We start from the raw sequence: 13,443 nt of genomic DNA, 5'->3' as shown, positions 1-13,443 counted from the left end.
CGTGTTAAAATGAAGACATATAAAAACCTGTTGATGCTCATCAACAGGCGTTTGTTTCCTACACACCAATTAACGTCTGTATGTTAAATAACGTTCATACCAAATATCAATAAAATCTGGTGCGAATGGGCCGCTTCGCTGCCTAATCCATTGAATCAGCTTATCTACATTCCGTTTTAAAATTTGGTCAATGACATCCGGATAATTCATTTCCCGGCGGTGACGTTCGTATTCATCCTCGTCAAGAAGATTAAAAGTCATGTCAGGATACACCTTAATATCAAGATCATAATCAATATATTTTAACGCCTCTCCATCAAAGATGAAGGGTGAGCTTATATTGCAATAATAATAAATCCCGTCTTCCCGAATCATGCCAATCACATTAAACCAATATTGGGAATGAAAATAACAAATGGCCGGTTCTCGTGTAATCCACGTTCTGCCATCCGACTCCGTGACAAGTGTCCGATCATTTGCGCCAATCACTAAATTCTGCGACCCTTTTAAAATCGTTGTTTCTTCCCAGACGCGATGGATGTGCCCATTGTGTTTATAGCTATGTATTTGTACTGGTTCACCTTCGATGGGTACGCCCATTTTCTCCCCTACCTTCATTTCCGAACCTTTGCTAACCTGACCTGCTATTCAAATAAACCGACAAAAGGCAACAAAGTAAATTCCTTTTTCTATTATTATAACGGTTGAAGCCAGAATTTAAAACAAAAGAACCATATTTCTATGGTTCTTTGTAAATTTTGCGGATTATTTTTTCCTCTAAATGGTTTGTGTTAAATTCATTTCCCGGTAGGAATTGATCACTTCTTCAGTCTGTTTTTCAAACATCGCCTGAATTTCTTTTAATTCCTTTTTCATTTGTTGAATATCGGCTTGGATACTTTCTAAATCAGTTTCATTTTGCAATGCCTGTAATTCCGCTTCAATCTGCTGGCAACGCTCAAGTTCTGCTTGAAGAAAAAGCAACTTTTCCATTGTTGCCATTTGCTCGGAAACTAATCGATTAAAATGATCCATTTCCCTCACCGCCTTAATAATTGTCCTTACTAATAATTCTTTGTGGCAGATATTTTTTCCTTTGACTACTTATGTAAAGAAAAGGGAGGTTTTGTCGAATTTCCGCACCAAAAAAGAAGGCACTCTGCCGAATGAGAGTGCCTTCACGTAAGTATTTTTATTAGCTTTGGCCAAATTGACCAGATGTACCTTGGTTTTTACGAGCTTCTGATTGTTGGTTTTGCTGTCTTACTTCCTGTGCATTTGTTTCAGAACCAAATTCTGTTCCGAATTGGCCAGCTGCACCTGCACCAGCAGACTGAGCGTTTTGTTGTCTTACTTCCTGGATGTTAGTTCCAGCAGAAGTTTTGTTTGGTTGTTGATTGAAGTTAGCCATTTGTTATCACCTCCACGATTTTTAATTTACCCAGCCTCGTGGAGATTATCCTTAAATTTTTGAAAAATAAATTTAAACCAGAAGCGAAATGCCTCCATCAACGATAATTGTCTGTCCGCGAATCATGTTGGAGTCGTTTGAAAGCAGGAACATAATGCAATTTACCATATCATCCACTTCGACCATTTTTCCTGCAGGCGTTTTTTGTCTTGCCTCTTCTAGGAGTTCTTCGCGATTTGGAAATGATTTAAGGGCATCCGTATCAACAGCCCCTCCCGAAACGGCATTCACAATAATATTTTTCGGCGCCAGTTCCACTGCTAAATATCTAGTGAGTGCTTCTAGCGCCGCTTTTGATACCCCAACGGCTGTGTAATTTTCCAAATAGCGAATTGATCCTAATGAGCTGATGCTGACAATTTTTCCGCCACCGTTTCTTTCCATCAGTTTTGCCGCTTCCTGCGCGCAAAATAACAGGGCTTTACTGTTGATGTTTAGTGTCCAATCCCAATGTGATTCCTCCAGCTCCATCGCTGGCCGCTGAACACCGGATGCGGCGTTGTTTACAAATATATCTAAGCGGCCAAATTCCTCGTCAATTTGCTTGAACATTTCTTTTATTTTACTGACATCGCCGACATTGGCTTTGATAATGAACGCTTTCCTGCCTAATGCTTCCACCTGCTCCGCAGTTTCTAAGGCGCCCTTTTTGCTGCGCGCATAATTGATTACAATATCATATCCTGCCTCCGCTAACCGGATGGCGGCTACTCTGCCAATTCCACGGCTGCTGCCAGTTACTAATGCTACTTTTTGTGTCATCTTTCTGTCTCCTATCTTTTATTCAATTGGTTTCATTTTAGCTTTTCCATGAATAGATGACAATTAATATACAAAACTAAGGCAAGAAACCCTTTTGAAAGGATGTAGTCAAATGTATGTAGGACGAGATATGACCGAACTCTCGATGATGGCAAAAAATGATTGGAAGGATAGCGAACTTGCCTTTTTTCATCATGCCTTGCAGCAGATTACTCCCTATTTGAACAGTGAGGGACAATCTATTCACAGACAGATTATTGAAGAAATTGAAAACCGAGGTGGCTTCGACAGAACTGAAGCAAATTACACAAACGGCACCAAGCCCACATACGATTAACTGATTTATGCTCAAAAAAAGGGCCTAGCCCCAGAGCTGCATGACTGTGTTAAGCTTTAGCAGCATTGGGGCCAGGCCTATTTGAATATTCGAGATAGATTTTGAACATTTTTTGATAAGGGACTGGGAAGGCGTAGTCCTTTATTTCATCTATGGTGACGAGTTTCCAATCGCTTCCTTCCGGTATGTTGGATTGTAATTCTCCGTTATAAATTTTGATATTCCAGACAAGATGAGAAAAAACATGCTCGAGTTGCCCGATGATTTTTTCTAACTTTAAATGGATTTTAAGTTCTTGCTCAAAAAGATCGGAAATTTTTTCACGCTCATGGTGTAACGGGTGCTGAATTTCGACGTTCGGGAATTCCCATAAATTAGCAAGCAATCCATCCGATGGCCGTTTATGAATTAGGATTCTTCCTTCTTCATCTGTAAGCAGTACGGCTGCAAGCTGCACATCGCGGGTTTTATTCTTTTTCGTTTTGATTGGCAGTTCCGCTTGCACCCCTTCCTCAAACGCTTGGCAGTGTTCGCGGACTGGACAAAGCAGACAGGATGGCGAAGTCGGCGTACAAACTAGCGCCCCAAGCTCCATTAAAGCTTGATTAAAGGCTGAAGGATCCTCATGCGAAATCAATTCCCGGACAGCGTGTTCAAAAACTTTCCGTGAAGATGGTTTCGCGATATCCTCCCATATATTTAAAATCCTCGAAAACACCCTCATCACATTGCCATCTACGGCAGGTTCCGGAATTCCGTAGGCAATACTTAAGATGGCGCCTGCCGTATACGGGCCAACCCCTTTAAGCGTAGATATTTCTTCAGGGGTGTTCGGCACTTCGCCATTATATTTTTCTTTCACTTCTCGAACGGCGGATTGCAAATTTCGGACCCGCGAATAATAGCCGAGTCCCTCCCAAGCCTTAAGGACCTTGTCCTCATCAGCTTCCGCCAAGTCATCTATGGTCGGAAACCAATCGATAAAACGATTAAAGTACGGGATTACCGTATCCACTCGTGTCTGCTGCAGCATGATTTCGGAAACCCAAACCTTATAAGGGTCACGGTCCTTCCGCCAAGGCAAGTCACGCTGCTCTTCCTTAAACCAGGTAATTAAATCATGTTGAAAATCATTTATATTGATTTTTTCGATATTTTTTAGCTCAATCTTCATAAACTTACTCCTTCTTGCTTGTAAACAACTCTAAAAAGGGGGAATATAATATTAACAATTCTTTTTTAACGATATGCCATATTGGGCATTTTGACAAGATAATTTGAAGGGGGATTTTTTACCTTTGGATACTGGAACTCATGTTGTAATGGGCATTGCGCTCGGGGGGCTGGCCACGCTTGACCCGGCCGTATCCGCCAGCCATGCCACTGCTGCCAGTGTTTTAATTGGAACGATTGCCGGTTCACAAATACCGGATATTGATACGGTTTTAAAGCTTAGAAATAACGCCATTTATATACGAAATCATCGGGGAATTACCCACTCGGTTCCTGCCGTCCTGTTATGGCCGCTTCTCATTACTGGGGTGATTTATTTCTTTTTCCCGAATGCCAACCTGCTGCACCTCTGGGCGTGGACGTTTGCTGCGGTTTTTATCCATGTCTTTGTTGATATTTTTAACGCCTATGGAACACAGGCACTAAGGCCTTTTTCGGCTAAATGGGTTGCACTTGGTGTCATTAATACGTTCGATCCGTTTATTTTTACCATGCATATTATTGGGATCATCGCTTGGGTACTCGGAGCACCTCCTGGATATACTTTTTTAATCATGTATGTAATTATTATCGGTTACTATCTCAGAAGGTACCAGGCTAAAAAACGTGTTCTTGTCGAAGTTAGGGCTTTAATTCCTGATGCGACCGAGATCATAATTGCGCCAACGATGAAGTTCCATCAATGGCGGATTGCGGCCATGAATGAAAATATCTTTTTTGTGGCAAGGTCGATTGACGGGAAGGTCGAAATTCTCGACCGTTTTAGACGGATTCCTGTGCCAAAGACACCTGTCATTGAAGCAGCCAAAAAGGATCATAACATATCAGCGTTCCTTTCCTTCTCTCCAGTTTATCGCTGGGAGGTAGACGAATATAACAACTATTACGAGGTCCGCTTCATTGACCTCCGCTACCGGAGTAACGGCCATTATCCGTTCGTCGCTGTTGTCCAGCTTGACTGCGATTTAAAGCCAATCAGCTCCTACACCGGCTGGGTTTTCAGCGAGAAAAAACTGCGAAAAAAATTGGGGATTATTCCAGGATAACATAGAAAAAGCGGGGGATATTTTAATCACCCGCTTTTTTTAATGCAATATATTTTTTGCATGAGCTAAATATATTTCATATTTAGGATTGGTTGTCGTGAAATCATGCAGTTTGTCTCCATAATTTTCAATCCACTGTTTGACAACTCTCTCTGTCATTTCGCTGCCCATATACTCTTGGCCGGCCCTCGCGAATGTCGTTTCAAAATCGTCCCATAAAAGCTCTACCCATGTCCGGGCTTCGTTATAAGAAAGATGGTCATTTTTGTTTAATAATAGCTTGGTCAGTTTTTCATGATAGTCGTTCATCTATCCACCCCATTGGCAATTTCTTATCACATAAGCAAAAGAATTAAGTAAATAATAATAGTGCGTGGTCAGCATCAGGCTGTCCTATGCTTTTCATGTTTTCTCATTCCCTTTAACTGGAGGTACAGCATGAGAAATAAACAGCGCAGCTTTCCAAATCAAAATAACAACAAGCTCGAAGGAGAGCCACGGGCGAAAGCCGAATATGCTTCTAAAAGAGCAGACGGCACCATTAACACGCATCCGCAGGAGCGCATGAGAGCCTCTGGCGAGCGTGATGATGAATCGCCTCAAGTTTGGCAGTAAGTTTTAAAAACAAGCCAGAGACCTTGGGTTCTCTGGTTCGTTTTTATATTATTTCAGCCATTTTAATAAAGAAATCGGCAGTGCCTCTTGGGTTCCGTCCCCTTTCGTACGATAGCCCCAGGCAAAAACGCCGTTCATATAATCAATTTTGAAATACTCTCCAGGTGCACCCTCAATTTCGTAAATTTCACCAGGCTTAAAGGTACTAGGGTCCATTATGTACGCCTTTGCCATAAGCACCTTTCTTTCCAACACGGCAAATTCACTGACCATTCCCATTTGTTCCGCTTTGCGGGCTTTCTCTTGAAGCTTGGATATTTCCTGTCTTAATTCCTGCTCGGTCATGTCACTATACCGTTTCTCCTGCTGCATCGATAATTCCTCCCCGTTCCTCTTTATTTTAGTATAGTGATTTTTGTAAAATTAATAAAGGCAAAACTACGGAAGGATATGACGATATGAAAACAATTATTATTACCGGGGCTGGGTCCGGATTAGGAAAACAATTAGCGCTGCTTTTCTCCCAAAAAGGGTATCATGTAGTGCTGGCCGGCCGGACTGCTGAAAAATTGTCTACTGTGAGGAATGAACTTGCGGATGGCGGCGGGAATGCCGATGTTATGGTCGTGGATATTAGGAATCGTGAGGATGTTTTTTTTAAGGTAAAAGAATTGTCTGGCAGGTATGATGTGTACGGCCTAGTGAATAATGCCGGGGTCGGCCATTTTGGGCCTTTCGTGGAAATGGATGATGCTCAGATTGTGGAGATGTTAGATACCAATGTGTTGGGAACTATTCTTATGACGAAAGCGGTTCTGCCTCAGTTGGTTAGGCGCGGTGAGGGGCGGATTATGAATATAATCTCCACTGCCGGCCTGCGCGGAAAAGTAAACGAAGCCGTTTATTGCGCCAGCAAATTCGCGGTGCGCGGGTTTACGGAAAGCCTGCAGAAGGAAATTGAAGGGCGAGGCATTAAAATAAACGCTGTCTATATGGGCGGCATGGACACACCGTTTTGGACGGACAGCGACAATGTGAAAGACCCGTCGCGTTTGCGATCGGCCCGGGAAGTGGCGGAGATCATTATCGAGCAGATGGAGCAGGATACGATTGTTATTGAGAGCAATAAAGGATGACAGTTATTATTTAGTGCTATGGACTCCATGAAGGACATTTTGAAGGCGGCTCCCGGTGCGATTTGTCCTTCATTGGTTCGATGAAGGACTTTTTGAGACGGTATCTGAGGCAGTCTGGTCTTCATTGGCTTGATGAAGACCATTTTGTGGCAGCTCCTAATGTATTTTGTCCTTCATGGGCTTGATGAAGGACATTTTGAGGCGGCTCCTGATGTGTTTTGTCCTTCATGGGCTTGATGAAGGACATTTTGACCCGGACCCCCTGGTATTTTGTCCCTCATCAGCTTAATGAAGGACATTTTGAGGCGGCCACTAGGGTATTTTGTCCTTTAGAGATCTCCTATTGGACATTTCCTCTCCAAGCCCTACCCGTTTTGTCCTTTACCTGCTTTCTATTGGACATTTCCACTTAGAGCCGCTCCGGTTTTGTTCTTTAGAAGCTCTCTATTGGACATTTCCACTCAAACCCGCACCCGTTTTGTCTTTTAAAAGCCTCTTAATAGACATTTTTCTTCCAAAGGGATAGCATATTGTCTTTTACAACTCAGACAAGTACTTTTCAATCAACTCCATGGAAAAACCTTTCCGATAAAGTGCCTGTTTCATTTTTTGCTCGAATTCAAAACCGCTATATTGCGAGTATTTCCGAACGGCCTTTTCCCCTTGATAACGGATTGCTTCAAGCTCGCCACCACCACCGCCATCATCGTCAGCAGCATCAGCTCTCATCGTACCCGCATCCTCAAGCGCAATCTGAATAACCTCAAACGAATACCCTTTACGAAGCAGCATTTGTTCCAACTTTTGTTTTTGAATCCGCAGCGAATCCTTAGACTCCTTTTTGAAAAACTTCTCACAAAGCTTTGCGGCCTTTTCGATTTGCTGTTCCCGCGGAAATTCCTTTAGCGCCTCAACCAAAATTACCTCGATAATCCCCTTTTGTTTCAGTTCCTGCTTGACCACATCAGGGCCTTTATCCGTGGTATTTGCCTGTGTCCGCACATAGGCGAAGGCAAATTCCCTGTCATTTATGTATTTCTGAGCTGTCAGCTTATGAATCACTTCATTTACAACTGGCTCTTCCATTTCTTTTTCAACAAGATAGTCTCGTATTTCTTTCTCCGACCTTATTCGCCTTGCCAGGTAATGAACTGCTAAATTGTAGGCTTTTCGGATGTCGTCCTGATATTGAATTTCCAAAAGAGAAAATTCATCCACTTCCATCCCTTTTTTTAAGCCAAATTTGATCAGAACATCACTGTCAACACTAAAGGCAAACTGTTCACCTTTGCCATAATCCATAAAAATATTAAAACGGTCTGTATTTTTTTGCTGTGTGGTGATTTTTGTAATTATAGCCATCACGGTCACCCCCACTCTAATTTACCATATTGGTCAAAAAATATAATAAAATAAAGGTAATAAGGAGGGCGGAAAAATGAAAATAGCGATTGCGGGCGGAACAGGCTTTGTTGGCAAAGCACTTGTACATGAATTAACCAAAAACGGCCACCAGGTAATTGTTTTAACGCGAAACTCAAATCAGGATAGCCCCAGCGTTCAATATGTCCAATGGCTGCAAGCAGACTCAAACCCTGCCTCGTCCCTGGCAGGAACAGATATCATCATCAACCTAGCTGGCGAATCCATAAACAGCTGCCGCTGGACCGAGCAAAGAAAGCAAACCATTTTGAACAGCCGGCTCGAAGCCGTCCATGAGCTTCTAAAAATCATGAACGAATTAAACCCAAAGCCAAAAGCATTTATCAACGCCAGTGCGGTCGGGTATTATGGAACCTCATTCGATAAGACTTTTTCAGAAGAAAATGAAGGCAGCTGCGATGACTTCCTATCGCGTACAGTCATGGAATGGGAAAAGGAAGCCGCAAAAGCAACAGAAATCGGGATTCGAACTGTTTTCTGCAGATTTGGCATTGTCCTTGATCGAGCAGAAGGTGCCCTGCCAAAAATCGCACTCCCTTATAAATCGTTTATCGGCGGGCCCATCGGGACAGGAAAGCAGTGGATGTCTTGGATTCATATTGACGACGTTGTGAAGGCCATACTCTTTATCATCGAAAATGAGACGATTCAAGGTCCGGTCAACTTTACAGCCCCAAATCCTGTCACCATGAATGAATTCGGCCAAGTGCTAAGTAAAGTCCTCAAACGGCCGAACTGGCTTCCGGTACCTAGTATCGCCCTAAAAACCCTCTTAGGGGAAATGAGCACACTGGTTGTCGATGGGCAGAGAGTACTGCCAAATAAACTTTTGGAATCCGGCTACACCTTCCAATATCCAGATTTAAAACCTGCGCTGAAAAATATATTTTCCTAAAGACAGTATCTTTCCTCATCGATAAGGCAAAAATGGTGAAGTGTACATTATGTACCATTTTTACCTAATTCAAATAGTTGAAAGGAATGAGCATGATGTCAGAAAATAAGAAGCGCAATAAGGATCGGGAAAGAACTAATTTAACAAGTATGCAGGAGGTCGCGTACGGCCATGAGTTTAAAATGGCGGACCGGGCTGGCGGCTACACGAAACGTAAAAGATAACAACTAAAAACTTTATATAATTTTTCCATTAATGGACCCCTTGCCATTTGCAAATGCTAGTAAAGGGAGCAGGCCTTTTGCTCCACTAGCGATAAAATGAAAGGGGTTTTTTTAATGGGCCGTTCACACGGACATAAGAGTCGTGACAAAAACAAAGCCTCACTTCCTCAAGTACCGAAAAATATGAAATCAGATGGACAGGACGTAGAATTCTCCAAGGAAATGGCTGATGGAGCTGATTTAGAAGCAATGGCGCGCGCAAATGCGGCAAACCAGCGCGTCAGAAATCGCAAATAATAAATGAAAACTCGCCGATTGGGGAGTCCAAGAGGACGGTTCATGAGGCGTAGTTGAATTTATACTTTTAGCTAAAAAAAGAAGAAGCAGGATTCCTGCTTCTTTAATGTATTTAAAGGGGGAGTTAACGATTATTAATTGGTGCTGCCTTATTGCGTTTTTACTTCATTTACATGAGCTTTTTTGAAATAGCCTTTGATAAAAGGAACTGCATATCGGTCAAGACCGAAGTAGTAAGCTCCTGCACCTGCGAATAACAGAATCATCGCAGCTGTATAAAGAATTGGGTTCGTGCTTGTCGTACCTGCCAGCATAAAGTTCAAGTTCATAAATGCACCGGCAATCAAGGCTGGGATTGTGGCTAAACCAACGATTAAACCAAGACCGACTAACATTTCTCCCCAAGGTATTAATGTATTAAAAATTCCCACGTTAGGCATAGCGAATTGCTGTAAGAAATCTGCATACCATGCTTGAACCGCAGGGTGTTCGCCAGTTGCTGCCGCCATTGCTCCTTTTAGGAACCCTGTAGCATCGAAACCACCAGTTAACTTATGATAACCTGCTTCAATCCATTGTAATCCAAGCCAAACCCGTAATACTGTCCAAACAACTGCTGCGTAAGGAGTTTTGTACCATCTCATCATAATCATCTCCATAGCTTTTTGTGAAGTATTTCACAATTTTAACTTTAAGTTATTCCCTTAAGAAAGGGATTGATCAGCTAGCTGTGTCTTGTAAGGAAGTCCTTGTGAATTGCTTCACTATCTTCTTTACACTTTTAATATACTCTCCTGCTATTGAAAAAACAACGGCTTTCACAGTTTCTTAACATATTAATGTTAGATATATGAAGAGATTGTGAACGCAATACAGCACGTTCCCCCTCCTCTTTTGTGGACAATGTTAATAATGTGGACAACACCAGCTAACCCCTTATAAAATCTGATTTTCACAATCAGCTTTTCTGTTAATAACTAACAGTGGATAACCGCTTTCAAAATTGTGGATAATGTGCATAACATTGTTGACTACCTATAAATACAGGACTTTAGATGTGGAAAAAACACTGGATAAATGAATGTCCATTCATAACAAAAGGAGCATCACATAAAGATGCCCCTCAATCCAACCCTATAATGCCTTCGCTTCCTCAATACCCCTCACGAGGAATTCTTCCTTACCCAGGATCGAAAAATATTGAACCGATGGTTGCCTTTGCGCAAGCTGCTCGATGTCCTTTTTGGAACCCTTTAGGACAAAGATTCCCTCAGAGATTTCATCCACCAGGGTAATCGCGGGACTGCCATATTTTTGGACCAGACCCTGGACCAGCCAGTACTCCCTCTGGTGTTCACTTTTCAACTCAATGTCCTCCCCTGAGGTTTTCAAATAATTAGATTTCGTCACGTGGCTTTGACATACGTGGACCAAATCCTCGATTACGGCACTAGCCGTTGGGTACATGCCTGCGCCCGGTCCTTGAAGGGTGATTTCGCCAACGATATCAGATTTTACATTTACCGCATTCTCTACTCCCTCAACATGGTAAAAAGGGTGCTCAGAGCCGACCAGAACCGGCTTCACCGATGCCTGGATGCGGGTGCCTGACTTCCAGATGCTCGCAATATGTTTAAACCTTAACCCTAAGTTTTGCGCTGCTTCAATCAATTCACTCGTAATAGACGTAATCCCTACCCGTTCAACATCACGCCAGTCAGGCTCTTCTCCAAATGCCAGCCTGCTTAAGATCATCGTTTTATAAAAAGCATCATAGCCTTCCACGTCATTGGTCGGATCCGCCTCGGCATAGCCATTTTCCTGCGCCCGCAGCAAGCTTTCGGCAAATGACTGCCGCTTTTCCCGCATCTCGGTCAAGATGAAATTGGACGTTCCATTGAGGATTCCCAGGATCCGCTGGACACGATTAATTTTTAAAAGCTGACCAAGCGTTTGAATGACTGGAATCCCCCCGGCCACTGTCGCCTCAAAACCAACCGACACCTGATGCTGTTCTGCCAACTCGATAAGCTCATTCCCGTGGTGGGCAAACATCTCCTTATTCGCTGTAATGATGTGGCAGCCCCGTTGGATTGCTTTTCTTAAGTAGGAAAAAGTTGGGTCTTTATCCACGATGCATTCAATCACGACATCAAGCTTCGGCAATTGCAGAATTTCTTCGAAGTCCGTTGTCAGCAGAACATTCCCGCTAATATCCCGCGGCTTTTGCTTATTTCTAACAAGGACGGCAGCAACCTCTACTTCCTTCCCTAATTCTGCCGCCAGCTCATTGCTATGTGATTGAATGGTCCGATAAACCCCTTCACCTACCGTACCGAACCCGAGAATTGCCACTTTAATTACAGACATGTCTGCCACCCCTTTATTTTTTTGAAAAATAAAAACCCTCTTCATAAGAAGAGGGCTCTATTCCTCCTCTTATCTATCAGGCTACAAATAACCTGCAGGAATTAGCACCTTTTCAAGGAATACCTTGAAGGTTGCCGGGCTTCATCGGGCCTAGTCCCTCCGCCGCTCTGGATAAGAGTATTTATTTGATTTTTCATTAAATTTCCAAAGATATATAAAAAGTATATTATCTGAATTTTCAAGAGTTGTCAATATTAAAGTGGCAAAAGGGCGACCGTTTCTTTTGCTGCTAATTTCTCAACCATGTCCAGCCATTCCTGTGGTTTATTGGAAAGCACAGAATAATAGGTAGTTAGAAAGTCTTTGACAAGTGATGCTGGAATTTCGGCGATTTCTTCCTTAATCGGCATGAAGCATAGATCAAGGCCAGACACCGCTTCCCCGTTGTTTTCCCAGGATGGGTGCACGTAGGCAAGGTCAAGGCGCTGATAGCCTAAATGTGACAGAACCTCACGGCGCACGTACGGGTCCATGACCTTCACGCCGCCAAATTCGTGGTGCTCTACACGGTATGGGTCATAGATTTCGGCAAACATTCCGAACAGCTCCTTACCGTTTTGGGCAGCAAGCTGTTTTAAGTCCTTCAGACGATTTTCAGCTAAAAATCGGCCAAGCGAGAGGCCAGGTTTGCTGATAATCGTGAAGTCGGTCATCGCAATATTCCAGTCAGGATAATAGCGGTACTCAGTCGCACCGACGACCTGGTCCTGATCGACAGCAACGAATACGCGGATACTTGGGTCTTCTAACGGTTCTTTCCACAATTCATAATCTAGGACCTCTTCCGGTGGAAAAATCTGTCCCATTAAATCATGAAGCTTTTTAAAATTGGGGTCTTCAATATTGGTAATGCGTTTAAATTCCATTGGTTCTGATTCCCCTTATAAATTATTTAAATGGGTTCTTCCATTCCATTAATGCCGCATTGTTAAGGGATTCTTCGTCCTCTAAATAGTTTCTGGCGACACCGATTGGCACACGTCCGCAGCGAAGGAGAAAGCTGATGACAGGGTCTTTTAGCTCGCCTTTAATGACAGCGTCCAGATACTCTTCCGGCGTCATTTTTTCAGCCACTTTATGATAGCCCGGCATCCGCCCGCCGCCAAGCAGACGGTCATACCTTTTTTCAATGACCACATGGTACATGGCATGCATCATTAATTTTCCGAGTCCCAGCTTGCGGTACTTTGGGCGGACGCTGATATCGACAATGTAGAGGGTGTTGCCGTTCGGATTATGGTTGCGGATATAGCCGTGGTCAGTCACTTCTTCCCATGTATGGCTGTGATTAGACGGGTCCAAATCAACACAAACTCCGGTCAGGGAGCCCGCCAATTCACCATTAATTTCAACGCATAATGCCCCTTCCGGAAACAGTGTCACATGATTCGTTAATTGTTCTTCATTCCACCAAAGCTCGGATGGAAAAGGAGGCGGGAAGCATTCGGACTGGATTTCGATGAGCTGGTCAAAGTCCTCCATTGTGTAATTACGTACACAAACCGGCAGCGGCCGGTCCTGATCATAAACGTAAAATTCACTGCGATACATGAA

At 43.2% G+C, this 13,443-nt stretch carries 20 protein-coding genes and 1 riboswitch; of the genes, 7 read left to right on the top strand and 13 right to left on the bottom strand.

The genetic code is table 11. The features are described from left to right. Window positions 1-69: 69 nt before the first annotated feature. The 4 genes from ntdP to fabL form a co-directional block, all read right to left on the bottom strand. Window positions 70-600, bottom strand: a complete 531-nt coding sequence (gene ntdP / locus ACZ5B7_RS06930) for a nucleoside tri-diphosphate phosphatase (RefSeq protein WP_213118024.1) — start codon at window positions 598-600, stop codon at window positions 70-72. A 177-nt stretch (window positions 601-777) separates the two neighbouring features. Continuing rightward, window positions 778-1,035, bottom strand: coding sequence for a YgaB family protein (locus ACZ5B7_RS06925; RefSeq protein ID WP_213118025.1), 258 nt, complete (start codon window positions 1,033-1,035; stop codon window positions 778-780). A 160-nt stretch (window positions 1,036-1,195) separates the two neighbouring features. Continuing rightward, a complete protein-coding gene (locus ACZ5B7_RS06920) occupies window positions 1,196-1,411 on the bottom strand; it encodes a gamma-type small acid-soluble spore protein (protein WP_464493222.1) in 216 nt (71 codons plus the stop codon). Window positions 1,412-1,483: 72 nt separating this feature from the next. After that, window positions 1,484-2,233, bottom strand: a complete 750-nt coding sequence (gene fabL, locus ACZ5B7_RS06915; protein ID WP_464493221.1) for an enoyl-[acyl-carrier-protein] reductase FabL — start codon at window positions 2,231-2,233, stop codon at window positions 1,484-1,486. A gap of 112 nt (window positions 2,234-2,345) precedes the next feature. Here fabL and ACZ5B7_RS06910 point away from each other — a divergent pair, with 112 nt between their 5' ends. Next, window positions 2,346-2,570, top strand: coding sequence for a hypothetical protein (locus ACZ5B7_RS06910; RefSeq protein ID WP_464493220.1), 225 nt, complete (start codon window positions 2,346-2,348; stop codon window positions 2,568-2,570). Window positions 2,571-2,619: 49 nt separating this feature from the next. Here ACZ5B7_RS06910 and mutY read toward each other — a convergent pair whose 3' ends face one another. Beyond that, entirely contained in the window at window positions 2,620-3,744 is a 1,125-nt protein-coding gene (gene mutY, locus ACZ5B7_RS06905; protein ID WP_464493219.1) for an A/G-specific adenine glycosylase, read from the bottom strand. A 124-nt stretch (window positions 3,745-3,868) separates the two neighbouring features. On the opposite strand from mutY, the gene ACZ5B7_RS06900 reads away from it, so the two are divergent. Beyond that, complete coding sequence (locus ACZ5B7_RS06900; RefSeq protein WP_464493218.1) at window positions 3,869-4,849, top strand: metal-dependent hydrolase; 981 nt, start codon at window positions 3,869-3,871, stop codon at window positions 4,847-4,849. Window positions 4,850-4,888: 39 nt separating this feature from the next. Here ACZ5B7_RS06900 and ACZ5B7_RS06895 read toward each other — a convergent pair whose 3' ends face one another. Further along, window positions 4,889-5,158, bottom strand: a complete 270-nt coding sequence (locus ACZ5B7_RS06895) for a YfhJ family protein (RefSeq protein WP_213146697.1) — start codon at window positions 5,156-5,158, stop codon at window positions 4,889-4,891. 129 nt (window positions 5,159-5,287) lie between these two features. Between ACZ5B7_RS06895 and ACZ5B7_RS06890 the strand changes: the two genes are divergently transcribed. After that, entirely contained in the window at window positions 5,288-5,464 is a 177-nt protein-coding gene (locus ACZ5B7_RS06890; RefSeq protein WP_423801300.1) for a small, acid-soluble spore protein K, read from the top strand. Window positions 5,465-5,512: 48 nt separating this feature from the next. Here ACZ5B7_RS06890 and ACZ5B7_RS06885 read toward each other — a convergent pair whose 3' ends face one another. Then, window positions 5,513-5,836 carry a YfhH family protein gene (locus tag ACZ5B7_RS06885; RefSeq protein WP_213146695.1) on the bottom strand — a complete coding sequence of 108 codons (324 nt, stop codon included), beginning with the start codon at window positions 5,834-5,836 and terminating at the stop codon, window positions 5,513-5,515. Window positions 5,837-5,922: 86 nt separating this feature from the next. Between ACZ5B7_RS06885 and ACZ5B7_RS06880 the strand changes: the two genes are divergently transcribed. Beyond that, on the top strand, window positions 5,923-6,600 hold the full coding sequence (locus ACZ5B7_RS06880; protein WP_464493217.1) for an SDR family NAD(P)-dependent oxidoreductase: 678 nt from the start codon (window positions 5,923-5,925) through the stop codon (window positions 6,598-6,600). Between the two features lie 121 nt (window positions 6,601-6,721). Here ACZ5B7_RS06880 and ACZ5B7_RS06875 read toward each other — a convergent pair whose 3' ends face one another. Together ACZ5B7_RS06875 and recX are read right to left on the bottom strand one after the other, a co-directional pair. Next, window positions 6,722-6,847 carry a hypothetical protein gene (locus tag ACZ5B7_RS06875; RefSeq protein WP_464493216.1) on the bottom strand — a complete coding sequence of 42 codons (126 nt, stop codon included), beginning with the start codon at window positions 6,845-6,847 and terminating at the stop codon, window positions 6,722-6,724. Between the two features lie 290 nt (window positions 6,848-7,137). Continuing rightward, on the bottom strand, window positions 7,138-7,962 hold the full coding sequence (gene recX, locus ACZ5B7_RS06870) for a recombination regulator RecX (protein WP_464493215.1): 825 nt from the start codon (window positions 7,960-7,962) through the stop codon (window positions 7,138-7,140). 76 nt (window positions 7,963-8,038) lie between these two features. Here recX and ACZ5B7_RS06865 point away from each other — a divergent pair, with 76 nt between their 5' ends. The 3 genes from ACZ5B7_RS06865 to ACZ5B7_RS06855 all read left to right on the top strand — a co-directional run bounded on the left by ACZ5B7_RS06865 (window position 8,039) and on the right by ACZ5B7_RS06855 (window position 9,459). Next, window positions 8,039-8,938: a TIGR01777 family oxidoreductase gene (locus tag ACZ5B7_RS06865; RefSeq protein ID WP_464493214.1), complete on the top strand. Its 900-nt coding sequence runs from the start codon at window positions 8,039-8,041 to the stop codon at window positions 8,936-8,938. Window positions 8,939-9,033: 95 nt separating this feature from the next. Next, window positions 9,034-9,162: a YfhE family protein gene (locus ACZ5B7_RS06860; RefSeq protein WP_213118037.1), complete on the top strand. Its 129-nt coding sequence runs from the start codon at window positions 9,034-9,036 to the stop codon at window positions 9,160-9,162. A gap of 114 nt (window positions 9,163-9,276) precedes the next feature. Further along, the gene (locus ACZ5B7_RS06855) at window positions 9,277-9,459 is read left to right on the top strand and encodes a YfhD family protein (RefSeq protein ID WP_213118038.1); all 183 of its coding nucleotides are present in this window, start codon (window positions 9,277-9,279) and stop codon (window positions 9,457-9,459) included. A 149-nt stretch (window positions 9,460-9,608) separates the two neighbouring features. Here the strand turns inward: ACZ5B7_RS06855 and ACZ5B7_RS06850 are convergent, their stop codons facing one another. The 4 genes from ACZ5B7_RS06850 to ACZ5B7_RS06835 all read right to left on the bottom strand — a co-directional run bounded on the left by ACZ5B7_RS06850 (window position 9,609) and on the right by ACZ5B7_RS06835 (window position 13,440). After that, on the bottom strand, window positions 9,609-10,103 hold the full coding sequence (locus ACZ5B7_RS06850) for a DoxX family protein (RefSeq protein WP_213146778.1): 495 nt from the start codon (window positions 10,101-10,103) through the stop codon (window positions 9,609-9,611). 490 nt (window positions 10,104-10,593) lie between these two features. Then, window positions 10,594-11,829: a homoserine dehydrogenase gene (locus ACZ5B7_RS06845; protein ID WP_464493213.1), complete on the bottom strand. Its 1,236-nt coding sequence runs from the start codon at window positions 11,827-11,829 to the stop codon at window positions 10,594-10,596. 66 nt (window positions 11,830-11,895) lie between these two features. After that, a riboswitch (SAM riboswitch) is annotated at window positions 11,896-12,007 on the bottom strand. A gap of 76 nt (window positions 12,008-12,083) precedes the next feature. Then, window positions 12,084-12,755 (bottom strand): GNAT family N-acetyltransferase, encoded by a 672-nt coding sequence (locus ACZ5B7_RS06840; protein ID WP_464493212.1) that lies wholly within the window; start codon window positions 12,753-12,755, stop codon window positions 12,084-12,086. Window positions 12,756-12,777: 22 nt separating this feature from the next. Further along, window positions 12,778-13,440: a GNAT family N-acetyltransferase gene (locus ACZ5B7_RS06835; RefSeq protein ID WP_464493211.1), complete on the bottom strand. Its 663-nt coding sequence runs from the start codon at window positions 13,438-13,440 to the stop codon at window positions 12,778-12,780. Between the last annotated feature and the right edge of the window lie 3 nt (window positions 13,441-13,443).

The sequence above is a fragment of the Neobacillus sp. S1115 genome (assembly GCF_055385565.1).
This window is presented reverse-complemented; position numbering and strand designations above follow the sequence as displayed.

Excerpts from the sequence above, each read along its gene's own strand:
- ntdP (WP_213118024.1), bottom strand. The coding sequence starts at position 600 with ATGGGCGTACCCATCGAAGGTGAACCAGTACAAATACATAGCTATAAA.
- ACZ5B7_RS06925 (WP_213118025.1), bottom strand. The coding sequence starts at position 1,035 with ATGGATCATTTTAATCGATTAGTTTCCGAGCAAATGGCAACAATGGAA.
- ACZ5B7_RS06920 (WP_464493222.1), bottom strand. The coding sequence starts at position 1,411 with ATGGCTAACTTCAATCAACAACCAAACAAAACTTCTGCTGGAACTAAC.
- fabL (WP_464493221.1), bottom strand. The coding sequence starts at position 2,233 with ATGACACAAAAAGTAGCATTAGTAACTGGCAGCAGCCGTGGAATTGGC.
- ACZ5B7_RS06910 (WP_464493220.1), top strand. The coding sequence starts at position 2,346 with ATGTATGTAGGACGAGATATGACCGAACTCTCGATGATGGCAAAAAAT.
- mutY (WP_464493219.1), bottom strand. The coding sequence starts at position 3,744 with ATGAAGATTGAGCTAAAAAATATCGAAAAAATCAATATAAATGATTTT.
- ACZ5B7_RS06895 (WP_213146697.1), bottom strand. The coding sequence starts at position 5,158 with ATGAACGACTATCATGAAAAACTGACCAAGCTATTATTAAACAAAAAT.
- ACZ5B7_RS06890 (WP_423801300.1), top strand. The coding sequence starts at position 5,288 with ATGAGAAATAAACAGCGCAGCTTTCCAAATCAAAATAACAACAAGCTC.
- ACZ5B7_RS06885 (WP_213146695.1), bottom strand. The coding sequence starts at position 5,836 with ATGCAGCAGGAGAAACGGTATAGTGACATGACCGAGCAGGAATTAAGA.
- ACZ5B7_RS06880 (WP_464493217.1), top strand. The coding sequence starts at position 5,923 with ATGAAAACAATTATTATTACCGGGGCTGGGTCCGGATTAGGAAAACAA.
- ACZ5B7_RS06875 (WP_464493216.1), bottom strand. The coding sequence starts at position 6,847 with ATGTCCTTCATCAAGCCCATGAAGGACAAAACACATCAGGAGCCGCCT.
- recX (WP_464493215.1), bottom strand. The coding sequence starts at position 7,962 with ATGGCTATAATTACAAAAATCACCACACAGCAAAAAAATACAGACCGT.
- ACZ5B7_RS06865 (WP_464493214.1), top strand. The coding sequence starts at position 8,039 with ATGAAAATAGCGATTGCGGGCGGAACAGGCTTTGTTGGCAAAGCACTT.
- ACZ5B7_RS06860 (WP_213118037.1), top strand. The coding sequence starts at position 9,034 with ATGTCAGAAAATAAGAAGCGCAATAAGGATCGGGAAAGAACTAATTTA.
- ACZ5B7_RS06855 (WP_213118038.1), top strand. The coding sequence starts at position 9,277 with ATGGGCCGTTCACACGGACATAAGAGTCGTGACAAAAACAAAGCCTCA.
- ACZ5B7_RS06850 (WP_213146778.1), bottom strand. The coding sequence starts at position 10,103 with ATGAGATGGTACAAAACTCCTTACGCAGCAGTTGTTTGGACAGTATTA.
- ACZ5B7_RS06845 (WP_464493213.1), bottom strand. The coding sequence starts at position 11,829 with ATGTCTGTAATTAAAGTGGCAATTCTCGGGTTCGGTACGGTAGGTGAA.
- ACZ5B7_RS06840 (WP_464493212.1), bottom strand. The coding sequence starts at position 12,755 with ATGGAATTTAAACGCATTACCAATATTGAAGACCCCAATTTTAAAAAG.
- ACZ5B7_RS06835 (WP_464493211.1), bottom strand. The coding sequence starts at position 13,440 with ATGTATCGCAGTGAATTTTACGTTTATGATCAGGACCGGCCGCTGCCG.